Genomic DNA, 13829 nt, shown 5'->3' with positions numbered 1-13829 from the left:
ACTCGATGAATCGCGGCAAATGGCTGGCGGCGCTGTGCCTGGTGCCCTTCGCGCTGTTCTTTATCGTCTTTGAAATCGCCCCGCTGGTCTGGGTGATGATCAACAGCTTGCAATCGGAAGAGTTCGGCTGGGGTTTGGCCAACTTCAGCAAGATCTTCAGCTCGAAGTTCTATTTGCAGGCGATCCAGTACAGCCTCGAAATCAGTTTCTGGTCGAGCGTGTTCGGCATCGTCATCGCCGTTCTCGGTGCCTACTCCCTGCGTCGGGTCGATTCGAAACTGCGCAACTTCGTGAATGCCTTTGCCAACATGACCAGCAACTTCGCCGGTGTGCCTTTGGCGTTCGCGTTCATCATCCTGCTCGGTTTCAACGGCAGCATCACCATCATGTTGAAGCAGTCGGGGATCATTCAGGATTTCAACCTGTATTCAAAAACCGGCCTGATCATCCTTTACACCTACTTCCAGATCCCCCTCGGCGTGTTGCTGCTCTACCCGGCCTTCGACGCGCTGCGTGAAGACTGGCGCGAGTCCGCCGCATTGCTCGGCGCCAATGGCTGGCAATTCTGGCGGCATATCGGCTTGCCGGTGCTGACCCCGGCGCTGCTCGGTACGTTCGTGATCCTGCTGGCCAACGCCCTCGGTGCGTACGCCACGGTGTATGCGCTGACGACGGGCAACTTCAACGTCCTGCCGATCCGTATTGCTGCGATGGTCTCCGGCGATATTTCCCTCGATCCAAATCTGGCCAGCGCGTTGGCCGTGGTGCTGGTGGCGCTGATGACCATCGTCACCGTCGTGCATCAACTGCTGTTGAAGAGGAGCTACCATGTCTCGCGCTGAATCCGGCCCGGCCGGCCTCTACCACCGCGTCGTGGTTTATCTGTTGTTCGCCATCCTCTTGCTGCCACTCGTGGGCACGCTGGTTTATTCGATCGCCAGCAGTTGGTCAGCGACCATCCTACCCAGCGGTTTCACCTTCAAGTGGTACATCCAGTTGTGGAGCGATCCACGTTTCCTGCACGCCTTCGGTCAATCGTTGCTGGTCTGCGTCGGCGCACTGGTGCTTTCAGTGGTGCTGATCCTGCCGCTGCTGTTCGTGGTGCATTACCACTTTCCGAAACTCGATGCGCTGATGAACATCCTCATCCTGCTGCCCTTCGCGGTGCCGCCGGTGGTGTCGTCGGTGGGACTGTTGCAACTTTACGGTTCCGGGCCGATGGCCATGGTCGGTACACCGTGGATCCTGATTGGCTGCTACTTCACCGTGGCACTGCCGTTCATGTACCGGGCAATCACCAACAACCTGCAAGCGATCAACCTGCGCGACCTGATGGACGCCGCACAACTGCTCGGCGCCAGCACCTTTCAGGCGGCGTTTCTGGTGGTGCTGCCGAACCTGCGCAAAGGCCTGATGGTCGCGTTGCTGCTGTCGTTCTCGTTCCTGTTCGGTGAGTTCGTGTTTGCCAACATTCTGGTCGGCACGCGCTACGAAACCCTGCAGGTGTACCTGAACAACATGCGCAACAGCAGCGGCCACTTCACCAGTGCCCTGGTTATCTCATATTTCTTTTTCGTGCTGGTCCTGACCTGGATCGCCAACATCTTGAACAAGGACAAAAGCGAATGAGCTATGTCAGCGTCCAACACCTGCAGAAAAACTACGCTGGCACGACCGTGTTCAGCGACATCAATTGCGAGATCAACAAGGGCGAGTTCGTCACCCTGCTCGGCCCGTCCGGTTGCGGCAAGTCCACCCTGCTACGTTGCATCGCCGGACTGACGCCAGTCGATGGCGGCAAGATCCTGCTCGATGGTGTCGATATCGTGCCGTTGAGTCCGCAGAAACGCGGGATCGGCATGGTGTTCCAGAGCTACGCGCTGTTCCCCAACATGACCGTCGAGCAAAACGTCGCCTTCGGTTTGCGCATGCAAAAGGTCAATGCCGACGACAGCCATAAACGCGTTTCGGAAGTGTTGAAACTGGTTGAACTGAACGACTTCGCCAGCCGCTATCCGCATCAGTTGTCCGGCGGCCAATGTCAGCGTGTTGCCCTTGCCCGTTCGCTGGTGACGCGTCCGCGATTGCTGCTGCTGGATGAGCCGCTGTCGGCCCTTGATGCACGAATTCGTAAACACTTGCGTGAACAGATCCGGCAGATTCAACGCGAACTCGGCCTGACGACGATTTTCGTCACCCATGATCAGGAAGAAGCGCTGACCATGTCTGACCGGATTTTCCTGATGAATCAGGGAAAAATCGTCCAGAGCGGCGATGCCGAAACCCTCTACACCGCACCGGTCGATGTGTTCGCCGCCGGCTTCATCGGCAACTACAACCTGCTTGATGCCGACGACGCATCAAAGCTGTTGCAGCGCCCGATCAACCACCGCATCGCCATTCGCCCGGAAGCCATCGAACTGAGCCTTGACGGCGAACTCGACGCGCAGATCCGCAGCCACAGCCTGCTTGGCAACGTGATCCGCTATCGCATCGAAGCCCGCGGCGTGGAACTGGTGGTGGATGTGCTCAACCGCTCGGCCGCCGATCTGCATCCCGACGGTCAGCGTCTGGCACTTTCCATCGATCCAACGGCCCTGTGTGAGGTAGCCTGATGACTTTGCTGACGTTGAAGAGAGAACTGCACTGATGGCCCTGGCAATTTTTGATCTGGACGAAACGTTGATCCACGGCGACTGCGCCACCCTCTGGAGCGAGCAGATGGGGCGCCTGGGCTGGGTCGATCCCGAGTCGTTCATGCGCAAGAACAACGAGCTGATGGACGCCTACAGCCATGGCAAATTGCGCATGGAAGAGTACATGGAGTTCAGCCTCGAACCGCTCATCGGGCGCACGCCGGAAGAAGTCGAGCACTTGGTCGGGCCATGGGTTGAAGACTTTATCGAACCGATCATCTTCAGCGACGCGACCAAGACCATCGCCGCCCACCGCAAGGCAGGCGACCGGATTCTGGTGATCTCGGCGTCGGGCACGCATCTGGTCAAACCGATTGCCGATCGACTGGGCATCGATGAAATTCTGGGGATCGAACTGGAAGTCGCCCATGGCGTTTACAGCGGCCATACCGTCGGCACCCTGACCTACCGCGAAGGCAAGATCACACGCTTGCTGGAATGGCTGGATGCCGAAGAGGAGAACCTTGAGGGCGCGAGTTTCTATTCCGACTCGCGCAATGATCTGCCGCTGTTGCTGAAGGTGGATTTCCCACACGTGGTGAATCCGGACCCAGTACTGCTGGAACACGCCGAAAAGGCCAACTGGCCAATCCACCTCTGGAAATGACAAAGATTTAATCTGCAATTGCAGGCTGACACCCCGAACCTGAGTTCGACTCCATGTGTCAGGTCGATGTAGCTCGACAGAACAACTCAGTCAGTCCCCTCTCCCTTTGGGAGAGGGTTAGGGTGAGGGGCTTTTTGCCTTAGTCTCAGCTCAGACTTTCGTCAATCACCAACACCAGTTTGCCAGCCACCTTGTTGCTCGCCAGCTCCGCAAACGCCGCCTCGGCATCCTTCACCGCAAAAGCCTTGGCCAACTGCGGACTCAAGCGCCCTTCCGCAAACAACGGCCACACCTGCTGACCCAGATCACTCAACAGATCCGCCTTGAACTGATCATCGCGACTGCGCAACGTCGAGCCCAGCAGTTGCACTCGCTTGGCCAAGACCTGCGCCAGATCCAGTTTGGCCTCACGGCCGCCCATCAAACCGATCAACACCCAGCGCCCATCGAGCGCCATCAGTTTGAGGTTCAGTGCCGAATAATTGCCGCCGACCGGATCGAGAATCACATTGAACGGCCCGAAATCACGCAGGCTCTCCAGATCATCGGTGCGCACCACCCCGCCCTGCGCGCCGAGTGCTTCGCAGTAAGCCAGACGCTCGACCGAACCGACGCTGACCCAGCACGGATTGCCGAACGCCTTGCACAACTGAATGGCGGCTGAACCGATTCCACTTGCGCCGGCATGCAGGAGAACTTTCTCACCCGGTTTGAGCGCCGCAAGTTGAAACACATTCAGCCAGACTGTTGCATAAACCTCAGGCAATGCGGCGGCCTCGATCAGCGAGACGCCTTCGGGAACCGGCAGCACGTGCCGCCCGTCGACGACCACCTCTTCGGCCATCCCGCCCCCGGCCAGCAAGGCGCAAACCCGATCACCGACCTGCCACGCACTCCCCGCGCCGACCTCACTGATCACCCCGGAGCACTCAAGCCCAAGCACTTGGCTGGCACCTGGTGGGGGCGGATAAAGCCCTGCTTTCTGTAATAAATCGGCGCGATTGAGGCCCGCTGCCGCCACTCGGATGCGGACTTGTCCTACATCGCACGTAGGACTCGGCTCTTCAACCCATGCCACTTGACCGTCAACGCCTTGCAATGCCTTCACAGTGCCTCCATAGTGAGTCTGGACTGAGCCCGAAGCTGTAGCGCCGGGCTTTTTGCATTATGCGACCGGCTCTCGTAGAACCGGCGACTTCAAAGACGGCCTAATATGCGTTATCAATTGTCCCCGCGTCGAATCAGCATGAAGCATTTGCTCCCCAGCACCGCCCTAGCTCTTTTCATCGGTATCGGTTTGTTGCCGGTGTCGGGCACTACATTCGCAGCCAACAGCTGGGACAAGTTGCAGCCTGATCGCGATGAAGTCATCGCCAGCCTGAACGTCGTCGAGTTGCTCAAGCGTCACCACTACAGCAAGCCGCCGCTCGACGATGCGCGCTCGGTGATCATCTACGACAGCTACCTCAAGCTGCTGGATCCGTCGCGCAGCTACTTCATGGCCAGCGACATCACCGAATTCGACAAGTGGAAGACCCAGTTCGACGACTTCCTCAAAAGCGGCGACCTCAACGCCGGGTTCACCATCTACAAGCGCTATCTGGACCGCGTCAAGGCGCGTCTGGACTTCGCCCTTGCCGAGCTGAACAAAGGCGTCGACAAGATGGACTTCACCACCAAGGAGACCTTGCTGATCGATCGCAAGGACGCACCTTGGCTCAAATCCACCGCTGAACTCGACGACCTGTGGCGCAAACGCGTCAAGGACGAAGTGCTGCGGATGAAGATTGCCGGCAAAGAGCCGAAGCAGATCCAGGAAACCCTGACCAAGCGCTACAAGAACCAGTTGGCGCGCCTGGACCAGACCCGTCCGGAAGACATCTTCCAGGCGTACATCAACACCTTCGCCATGTCGTACGACCCGCACACCAACTATCTGTCGCCGGATAACGCGGAAAACTTCGACATCAACATGAGCCTGTCCCTCGAGGGCATCGGTGCCGTGTTGCAAAGCGACAACGACCAGGTGAAAGTCGTGCGTCTGGTGCCGGCAGGCCCGGCTGACAAGACCAAACAGGTTGCCCCGGCCGACAAGATCATCGGTGTTGCCCAAGGCAACAAAGAGATGGTCGACGTGGTCGGCTGGCGTCTGGACGAAGTGGTCAAACTGATCCGTGGTCCGAAAGGCACCGTGGTGCGTCTGGAAGTGATTCCGGCGAGCAATGCGCCGAACGACCAGACCACCAAGATCGTGCCGATCACCCGTGAAGCAGTGAAGCTTGAAGACCAGGCCGTGAAGAAATCCGTGCTCAACCTGAAACAGGACGGCAAGGACTACAAACTCGGCGTGATCGAGATTCCAGCCTTCTACCTCGACTTCAAGGCGTTCCGCGCTGGTGATCCGGACTACAAGAGCACCACTCGCGACGTCAAGAAACTGCTGACCGAACTGCAGAAAGACAAAGTCGACGGCGTGGTCATCGACCTGCGCAACAACGGCGGCGGTTCCCTGCAGGAAGCCACCGAGCTGACCAGTCTGTTTATCGACAAGGGTCCGACCGTCCTCGTGCGTAATGCCGATGGCCGTGTCGACGTACTCGAAGATGAAAACCCGGGCGCGTTCTACAAAGGCCCGATGGCGTTGCTGGTCAACCGCTTGTCCGCCTCGGCTTCGGAGATCTTCGCCGGCGCCATGCAGGACTACCACCGCGCGCTGATCATCGGCGGCCAGACCTTCGGTAAAGGCACCGTGCAGACCATTCAGCCGCTGAACCATGGCGAACTGAAGCTGACTCTGGCCAAGTTCTACCGGGTTTCCGGTCAGAGCACCCAGCATCAGGGCGTGTTGCCGGACATCGACTACCCGTCGCTGATCGACACCAAGGAAATCGGCGAGAGCGCTCTGCCGGAAGCCATGCCGTGGGACACCATCCGCGCAGCGATCAAACCGGCGGCCGATCCGTTCAAGCCGTTCCTGGCGCAGCTCAAGTCCGAGCATGACACGCGCACCGCCAAGGATGCCGAGTTCGTGTTCATCCGTGACAAGCTGGCTCTGGCGCAGAAACTGATGGAAGAAAAAACCGTCAGCCTCAACGAAGCCGAGCGCCGTGCCCAGCACAACGACATCGATGCCAAGCAACTGACGATGGAAAACATCCGTCGCAAGGCCAAAGGCGAAGAGCCGCTCAAAGAGTTGAAGAAGGAAGACGAAGACGCCCTTGCGGCTGCTGACCCGGACAAGGTCAAACCGGAAGACGATGCCTACCTGAGCGAAACCGGGCGCGTGCTGCTGGATTACCTGAAGCTGAGCAATCAGGTGGCCAAGAAGTAAGGTGATGGCAATTTAGTGCTGACGATCCCCGGATCGTCATCAAACAGTCATCATTCTGTCGTGCAATAAAGGACTGGGAGCCATTCTCTTCATCGAGAACGCTCCCAGTCCTTTTTTTATCGCCAGAGATTGCCATGACCACGACCGAACAGCTGAGTGCCTTGAGCTCGATCCTGACTCAAAGCGGTTTACACAGCCTGTTCCAACCGATCATTTGTCTCTCGGAACGGCGCATTCTCGGCTACGAAGCGCTCACGCGCGGCCCTTCCAACAGCCCTCTTCACTCGCCGATCGCACTGTTCGCCGTGGCCCGTCAGGCCGGGCGTTTGAGCGAGCTGGAAATCGCCTGCCGCCAAAGCGCTTGCCGTCGCTTCAACGAGCAACAACTGCCGGGCAAACTGTTCCTCAACGTCTCGCCGGAATCCTTGCTTGAAGCCGCCCACCAACCGGGGCGCACGTTACAGCTGCTGCAGGATTTCGGCATTCCGCCGAGTCAGGTAGTCATCGAACTGACCGAACAGACGCCCATCGACGATTTCCAGTTGCTGCAAACCGCCTTGCATCACTACCGGGCCATGGGTTTTTCCATTGCACTGGATGATCTCGGTGCCGGCTATTCAAGCCTGCGTCTGTGGTCGGAGCTGCGCCCGGACTACGTGAAGATCGATAGACACTTCATCGATGGCATTCATCAGGACGCGCTGAAGAGAGAGTTCGTCGGCTCTATCCTGCAAATCGCCAAAGCCTCTCGCGCACAAGTCATCGCCGAAGGCATCGAGCTGCCGGAAGAGCTCGCGGTGCTGACGGAAATGGGTGTCGATCTGGTGCAGGGTTACTTGCTCGGTCGTCCTCAGGAACATCCGCCCCGCGACGCCCGCGCCTTGATGCCCAAACACGACAGCAACAGCGTTGCGCTGAACGACGAAGGCAGCGACCTCAGCGCCCTGCTCAACGACCAACCGGCCGTGCACCGCGACACACCCACCGCCAACGTGCTGGAGGCCTTCCGCCGCCAGGCCAACCTCAACTCACTGGCGGTACTCGACGAACAAGGCCAACCCTGCGGCATCGTCCACCGCCACTCGTTGTCGGATGCCCTGCTCAAACCGTTCGCCACCGACCTGTTCGCGCGTAAACCGATCAGCCGCCTGATGAACGACGATTTCCTCGCCGTGGAAATGAGCCAGTCGCTGCAACAGGTCAGCCGCCTGATCACTAGCCGCGCGCGGCAACGCATCGAAGAAGACTTCATCATTACTCTTAACGGCGGCTACCTGGGTCTTGGCCGGGTGATCGACGTACTCAAACTGATCACCGAACTGAAGATTCAACAGGCGCGTTATGCCAATCCACTGACCTTGCTGCCGGGTAATGTGCCGATTCAACAATGCCTGACTCGCCTGTTACAGCAGGGTCGCGAGTCGGTCATCTGCTACGTCGACATCGACAGTTTCAAACCCTTCAACGACATTTATGGCTACGGGCGCGGCGACGAAGTCCTGCTGTGTCTGGCGCAATGCCTCAACGAGCGCGTCGACCCGAGCCGCGACTTCGTGGGCCATATTGGCGGCGACGACTTCCTGCTCGTCCTCGGTCCGGAAGACTGGCGCAAACGTGTCAATCAACTGCTTGATGACTTCCAGAGCCAGTGCCGACGCTTCTATCGCCCTGAACACCTTGAGGCGGGATGTTTTATTGCGCCGAATCGCCAAGGGGTGCGGCAGGAGTTTCCGCTGTTGTCACTGTCCATCGGTGTGGTGCACCTACACCCCGAAGCCTGCGCACAACTTGATGCCAGTCAACTTGCCGAGATGGCATCGCAGGCGAAGCATCATGCGAAGAATATTCCGGGGTATAGCGTGCATGTGATTGATAGTCTTGCCACTCCCGACGTCCATTCACCACAGTTAATCGGACAACGTTGACTTGCGCCCTGTGGGAGCGGACTTGCTAGCGAAGTGACAACTTACAAACCAATATCTCTGTAGATCAAAAATGATGAAGGCTCATCCAGGAACACCTAAATGTTACTGCGTGAAGCTTCTCTGAAAAGTACAGAAATGTGCTTTAACCACGCATTTCCGTCTTGCCAGTCATGCCAATAGCAGTAACAACATCCAATTTCCTTCAGTAAGAAATCTCGAAACTTATTTTCTGTCATATTCATCGCCAGCAAGGCATCGATTTCCGTTATCACTCTCTCCACTGCGCTACAGTCTGAATCGGCTAAGAAAGATCTGACAACATCATCTGCGAAGGCAAACTCACACATCCAATCCTCATGAAAATAGGCTCCGAGAAACTGGAAAAGGCTAGGAAAATCTTCAGTTGTCATTTACAAAACCCGTCAAAATAAAGTAACCAAGTGGTGAAGTTGCATCCCGTCGCAGCACTAATCTAATACTAAACAACGGTTCTAGTGTTCCACTCTGTCTCAGAACACCCACACCAGCAGGAGCAGACACTCGCTCATTGATCACAAATTTACTTGCGTTACCTGCTAGAAAATTATCAATATCGACTTTGTTGTTCCTGATAACATTCGAGAGTGCAGCTTCAGCCTCTGCCCTATTAAGAAATGTTGACGCAATAGGTATGTTCGGCTCAGCCATTAGTCTAGCTCTCAGTTGAGCCTCCGATCTATTGACATGTCTTGCAATAGCATGTCCACCTCGAGACTCGTGGGCCTCTAATCCCCCACCTGGAACAATTTCACTATAGGGCCCATCTGCCTGTATCGCTCCAGGGCACGGAGTGCAAGCTAACCCCAACGGATCCACCCACCCCGTCGGATTCGGCACGTACTGGTACTGATTCAACCCACCCGCCAACTTGATCGGATCCGGCGTCAGATACCGCCCCAGCCTCGGGTCGTAATACCGATGCCGGTTGTAATGCAGCCCGCTTTCCCCGTCGAAGTACTGCCCCTGAAAACGCAGCGGCTGGTTCAGGTAGTCGTCGCCGGCGAGGGTCAGTGCGGCGACTTTGCCGTAGGCGTCGTATTGCGCGGACCAAACGATGTCGCCGCTGTAGTCGGTGAGTTCCTGCGGGGTGCCGAGGTGGTCGAGTTGGTAATAAAACGGGCAGGCTTTTTTCGGGCCTTTGCCGTCGAGCAGCGCGATGGGGCGGAAGGTGCCGGGTTCGTAGACGTAGCTGCGGTATTCGCTTTCGCTGCTTTCGGCGACGAGGTGGTCGCCTTGCCAGAAGAACTCGGTGGTCTCGCCGTTGACGGTTTTGCTGATGCGTCGGCCAAAGGCGTCGTATTGGTAACTGGCGGTCTGGCCGTCCGGGCGGGTCAGGCCGATCAGGCGGTGCTGGCAGTCGTAGCGGTATTCAGTGACGAGTGTCTGTGCGCGGCCGCGACGTTCGCGGATCAGGTTGCCGAAGGCGTCGTAGTCGTAATGACGATCGCCTTGCATCAGCAAGCGATTGCCCTGGATCTGGCTGGGGCCGGGACGGTCCTGCATCAGCAGGTTGCCGGCCGGGTCGTGGGCGAAGGATTCCGGCAGTTCGTCGCGTGAGTGACGGACGCGGATCAGCCGGTCGAGGGCGTCGTAGCCGTAGGTGCGCTGGCCGTGGCGGCTGTCGGCGATGTGCGCGAGATTGCCGTTGGCGCTGTAGGCATAATCGCGGCGGTACAGCGCATCGCGCTGATGGCCTACGGCGTGGGCGAGTAATCGTCCCTGATCGTCGTAGGAATATTCGCTGAGCAGCAGACCTTGTTGGCGTTGCAGTTCGCGACCGGACTGGTAGACATGGCGGGTCAGCGGCGCGCCGTTGAGGTCAATCCCGTTCAGCGCGCCGCCCTTGGCGTGGCGGTAGTCGAGCACGCTGTTGTCCGGCAGGCGCATGCGTTTGAGCTGGCCGCAGGCGTCGTAGCGGTAACGCAGGGTGCCCCAGCCCTGATGCTCGGTGATCAGCCGGTCCTGACGGTCGTACTCGAAGGCCAAAGGATGTTGCTGGCCGTCGTCGACATTGATCAAACGACCGAGTCGGTCGTATTGGTAGGTGACCTTGATCCCGTCGGGCAGGGTTTTGACCAGCAGGCGGCCGGCAGCATCGCGCTCATAAGCAGTGACTAACTGTGAACCGTCATCACCGAACTCGGTCTTCTCCAGCAGATGCCCGTTGAGGTCGTAGGCATACGCGGTGCGCTGACCATCAAAACCGCTTTCCTGACGAATCAGCCCGGTCGGCGTGTAGTCCAGTCGGTACTTTTCCCCGGATTCGTTTTCAATCTCGGTGAGCAGCAGTTGCGCATGGTCATAGCGGTATTGCACCCGCGTGCCGTCGGGGTTGATCCGCCGCGAAACCAGGTGCAGATCGTCGTCATACTCATAACGGGTGATGTGCCCCTGTTCATCGCGCTCGGCGGTGACCTGACCGTAGGCGCCGTAGCTGTAAGCGCGGGTGCTGCCGCCAGGAAATGTCGTCTGGACCAGCCGGCCGACGGCATCCCAATGTTGCCGGGTGACCGCACCGTGTTCGTCCGCAGTTGTGGTCCGCCGCCCCAGTGCATCGTAGGAAAAGCGCCGCACGCCACCGTCGGGCAAGGTCTCTTCGGTCAACTGGCCGAGGCTGTTCCAGACCAAACGATGCCGGCTGCTGTCCGGGTAGCGGATCGACAGCAATTGCCCCCGGGTGTCGTAGTAGTAATGGGTGACCTGACCGTCGGGGTCGACCGCTTCGGTGACGTCACCCTCGGCATTGCGCCGGTAGATCCACACCGCCTCGCCGCGTGAACGCAGGTACAGGAAACCGTTGCGATACTCGTAGGACGTGGGCGCCTCGTCCGGCGGAATCAGCGCGATCAGCCGTCCGACCTCGTCGTAGCGGTATTCGGTGACAGCGCCCAAGGCATCCTGCTCGGCGATCAAGCGCCCGGCATCGTCATAGGCCTTGAGTTGCTCGCCACCATCCGCCGAGACTTGACGCACCAGCCGCGCACGCTCGTCGTGGACGTAGGTCTCTTCGGTGCCATCGACATAATGCACCGCGACACTGCCGTCATCGTTCCAGACGTAGCGCGTGTCCATCTGCGAGAACGATGCCCAGTGACGCACGCAGCGCGCGGCTTTCCCCGACCGCTCCCACTCCCAGAAGAAGCTCGCGCCGCCGGCCAGTTGCCGCTGCAGAATCACGTGAGCGTCGTCGTAGTCGTAACGCTCGCTGTCACCGACGGCGTTGCTCGCTTCGATCAGGTGCCGATAAGCGTCGTAGCGGTAACTGACCAGCGCCTGTTCGGTACTCCAGGCACCCTCGCGAAACACCTGATAATCAACACCCAGCAACTGCGCGGGGTCATAGCGCAACAGCAGCGAACGCCCGGCGCCATTGTCCAGGCGCTGCACCCGGTCAGACCGATCGCGCTGCACCGTCAGACGATTGCCATAGGCATCGCTGATCGCCGTCAGCCGTCCTGCACGAAAGTGATAAAAGCGCGCCGTGTCGCCGGCCAGCGCCAGGATCAGTTCCTCCGGTTCATCGCCAAGGAAAATCGCCGCCCGCGACAGGCTGTTGTGAATTGCCGGTCGTTCAACGCTCGGCAACGGAAAACGGGTGCGGCGGTTTTCGTGGTCGACCCAGACCACAAATTCGCCTTCAAACGCCAGCCGATGCGCCAGCGAATGACTCCAGCCAAAGCCCAACCCAACATCGATTTCGGCGGCGCTGGAGCGATACAAGCGCGTGAACTCAAACGGCAACACGCCATCGAGCACCGCATCGTTCAGGGTCAGCAGTTCTTCACCGGTGACCATCGATACCGGGCAGCCATTGGTACAGGTAAAGGGCACGCAATCGGCGCTGTCGCCGTTGGGGTTTTTCGCCTGGTCCGGTGAGTCGTCGTGATGCTCGTCTTTCTTCAACAAGGTGTTGCGCTGCGCATTCCAGCGCAATTGCATCCGGCCTTTTTTCACCCCGGCGGCGATGCCACGGGCGGCAACGGTTTTGTATTGATCGACGTATTTGATGAACCCTTCGACGATGCCAAACATCGCCTTCACCAAACGCTTTACCGCCGACAGCAATTGCACGGCGCGGTCCGCCAGACGCAGCGTCAGATAAGCGATGCCTGCGCCACCACTGACGAACGTCAAGACGACGCTGATCAGCACATCGATGAGCAACTGCACCATCATCATCGACGCCGCTTCAGCAGTTTTGCCGGCGATTTCACTGGGTGGCAGCATCTCCAGCCAAAGGCTGGCAGTGCGCAGCAATAGACACAGCGCCGCCTCGTCACTGACCAGCAGTTGCAGCTTCTCCATGACCTCGGGCGCGGTTTTCGCCAGCTCGATCAGATCCGCCGCACCACTGCCCAAGCGCTCAGCAAACTGACCGGGATCCTTGAGAATGTCCGAGAGCAAGCCAATGCTGTCCCACACGCCCTCGATCGCCGCCCAACTCCCGGCCAGCATGCCGTTGCCCGCCGCCGTCGCCACCGACTGCGACCATTGCGGCTTTAAACCCTGCCATTCACTGCGCAGCCAGCCATCCAGCTCAGCAGTCAGGCCGTCATAGGCTTTGAACAGGTCCTCGACCTGACCCGAAGTGACAGCGCTGTGCACCTGCACCCGGTAGAATTTGCCAGGTATTCCTTTGAATGAGCCCTTGCCTTGCGCATCAAGGGTGATGGGGGTGGTTTCGCCACTGTCCATGGCGATCACATCGACCACGATATTGCCCAGCGGAATGTCGTAGACCGACTCGAATTTGCTTTCGATCAGCATCGGGCCACTCTTCGGGCACTGGACGACACCGGAGAAAAACGCGTTGTCGGTGCTGCTGACGGCAGTGCTATCGGAGCCGAAGCGAATGATCCGCTCCATGCCCACCAGTGACGGCAGATCCGCCGCGTGGCTGACCTCGTCCGCCGCGCGACTGGCCCAATGCTTGAGCTGTTCGCGGTAAACGCTGAGGGTGTCGGGAAAGCTGTCGAGTGCTTGCTCGATGCGGGTGAGGGCGTCCATCAACGCACGCGGGTGGGCGAAGTGGGCTGGATAAGCGGATCAAACATGGGCGTTCCCTCGCGCAAAAAAATTAGGCGCGGGAACTGTGCGGGGGATCAATCGGGAAAGAAGTCAGGCAAGTAGGCGATGACTGTAGGACTTGTCTGTAAAAAACAACTCACAGATAAACAACCGCGCAAAAACGCAAACGCGGCGTGAGGAAAACCTCACGCCGCGTTTGTTCG

General features: G+C 58.7%; 9 protein-coding genes. 6 read left to right on the top strand and 3 right to left on the bottom strand.

Features of this window, described 5'->3' with window-relative positions; genetic code table 11:
- Nucleotides 1-5: 5 nt before the first annotated feature.
- Genes AB4N74_RS03195 through AB4N74_RS03180 form a run of 4 tightly spaced genes read left to right on the top strand, consistent with a single transcriptional unit; the run spans nt 6 to nt 3303 of the window.
- Complete coding sequence (locus AB4N74_RS03195; protein ID WP_177413149.1) at nt 6-842, top strand: ABC transporter permease; 837 nt, start codon at nt 6-8, stop codon at nt 840-842.
- On the top strand, nt 829-1629 hold the full coding sequence (locus AB4N74_RS03190) for an ABC transporter permease (RefSeq protein WP_007916333.1): 801 nt from the start codon (nt 829-831) through the stop codon (nt 1627-1629). Before AB4N74_RS03195 ends, AB4N74_RS03190 begins: the two co-directional genes overlap by 14 nt.
- Complete coding sequence (locus AB4N74_RS03185; protein WP_099758418.1) at nt 1626-2615, top strand: ABC transporter ATP-binding protein; 990 nt, start codon at nt 1626-1628, stop codon at nt 2613-2615. Before AB4N74_RS03190 ends, AB4N74_RS03185 begins: the two co-directional genes overlap by 4 nt.
- Nucleotides 2616-2649: 34 nt before the next feature.
- A complete protein-coding gene (locus tag AB4N74_RS03180) occupies nt 2650-3303 on the top strand; it encodes an HAD family hydrolase (RefSeq protein WP_460098181.1) in 654 nt (217 codons plus the stop codon).
- A gap of 145 nt (nt 3304-3448) precedes the next feature.
- Here the strand turns inward: AB4N74_RS03180 and AB4N74_RS03175 are convergent, their stop codons facing one another.
- On the bottom strand, nt 3449-4411 hold the full coding sequence (locus tag AB4N74_RS03175) for a zinc-binding dehydrogenase (RefSeq protein ID WP_460098179.1): 963 nt from the start codon (nt 4409-4411) through the stop codon (nt 3449-3451).
- A 138-nt stretch (nt 4412-4549) separates the two neighbouring features.
- Here AB4N74_RS03175 and AB4N74_RS03170 point away from each other — a divergent pair, with 138 nt between their 5' ends.
- Together AB4N74_RS03170 and AB4N74_RS03165 are read left to right on the top strand one after the other, a co-directional pair.
- Nucleotides 4550-6634, top strand: coding sequence for a carboxy terminal-processing peptidase (locus AB4N74_RS03170; RefSeq protein ID WP_257357807.1), 2085 nt, complete (start codon nt 4550-4552; stop codon nt 6632-6634).
- A 134-nt stretch (nt 6635-6768) separates the two neighbouring features.
- Complete coding sequence (locus tag AB4N74_RS03165) at nt 6769-8559, top strand: bifunctional diguanylate cyclase/phosphodiesterase (protein WP_320337251.1); 1791 nt, start codon at nt 6769-6771, stop codon at nt 8557-8559.
- A 95-nt stretch (nt 8560-8654) separates the two neighbouring features.
- Here AB4N74_RS03165 and AB4N74_RS03160 read toward each other — a convergent pair whose 3' ends face one another.
- A complete protein-coding gene (locus tag AB4N74_RS03160) occupies nt 8655-8969 on the bottom strand; it encodes a contact-dependent growth inhibition system immunity protein (RefSeq protein WP_099758414.1) in 315 nt (104 codons plus the stop codon).
- A complete protein-coding gene (locus tag AB4N74_RS03155) occupies nt 8959-13605 on the bottom strand; it encodes an RHS repeat-associated core domain-containing protein (RefSeq protein ID WP_460098176.1) in 4647 nt (1548 codons plus the stop codon). The genes AB4N74_RS03160 and AB4N74_RS03155 overlap by 11 nt, the downstream gene beginning before the upstream one ends.
- Nucleotides 13606-13829: the final 224 nt, after the last annotated feature.

The organism is Pseudomonas sp. H3_C08, assembly GCF_054669455.1.
Note: the sequence above shows the minus strand (reverse complement) of the source record. Positions and strands in the feature narration are given on the sequence as shown.

Bases quoted from the DNA above. Each gene is read 5' to 3' on its own strand.
- AB4N74_RS03165 (WP_320337251.1), top strand. From the start codon at position 6,769: ATGACCACGACCGAACAGCTGAGTGCCTTGAGCTCGATCCTGACTCAA.
- AB4N74_RS03155 (WP_460098176.1), bottom strand. From the start codon at position 13,605: ATGGACGCCCTCACCCGCATCGAGCAAGCACTCGACAGCTTTCCCGAC.
- AB4N74_RS03160 (WP_099758414.1), bottom strand. From the start codon at position 8,969: ATGACAACTGAAGATTTTCCTAGCCTTTTCCAGTTTCTCGGAGCCTAT.
- AB4N74_RS03185 (WP_099758418.1), top strand. From the start codon at position 1,626: ATGAGCTATGTCAGCGTCCAACACCTGCAGAAAAACTACGCTGGCACG.
- AB4N74_RS03195 (WP_177413149.1), top strand. From the start codon at position 6: ATGAATCGCGGCAAATGGCTGGCGGCGCTGTGCCTGGTGCCCTTCGCG.
- AB4N74_RS03180 (WP_460098181.1), top strand. From the start codon at position 2,650: ATGGCCCTGGCAATTTTTGATCTGGACGAAACGTTGATCCACGGCGAC.
- AB4N74_RS03170 (WP_257357807.1), top strand. From the start codon at position 4,550: ATGAAGCATTTGCTCCCCAGCACCGCCCTAGCTCTTTTCATCGGTATC.
- AB4N74_RS03190 (WP_007916333.1), top strand. From the start codon at position 829: ATGTCTCGCGCTGAATCCGGCCCGGCCGGCCTCTACCACCGCGTCGTG.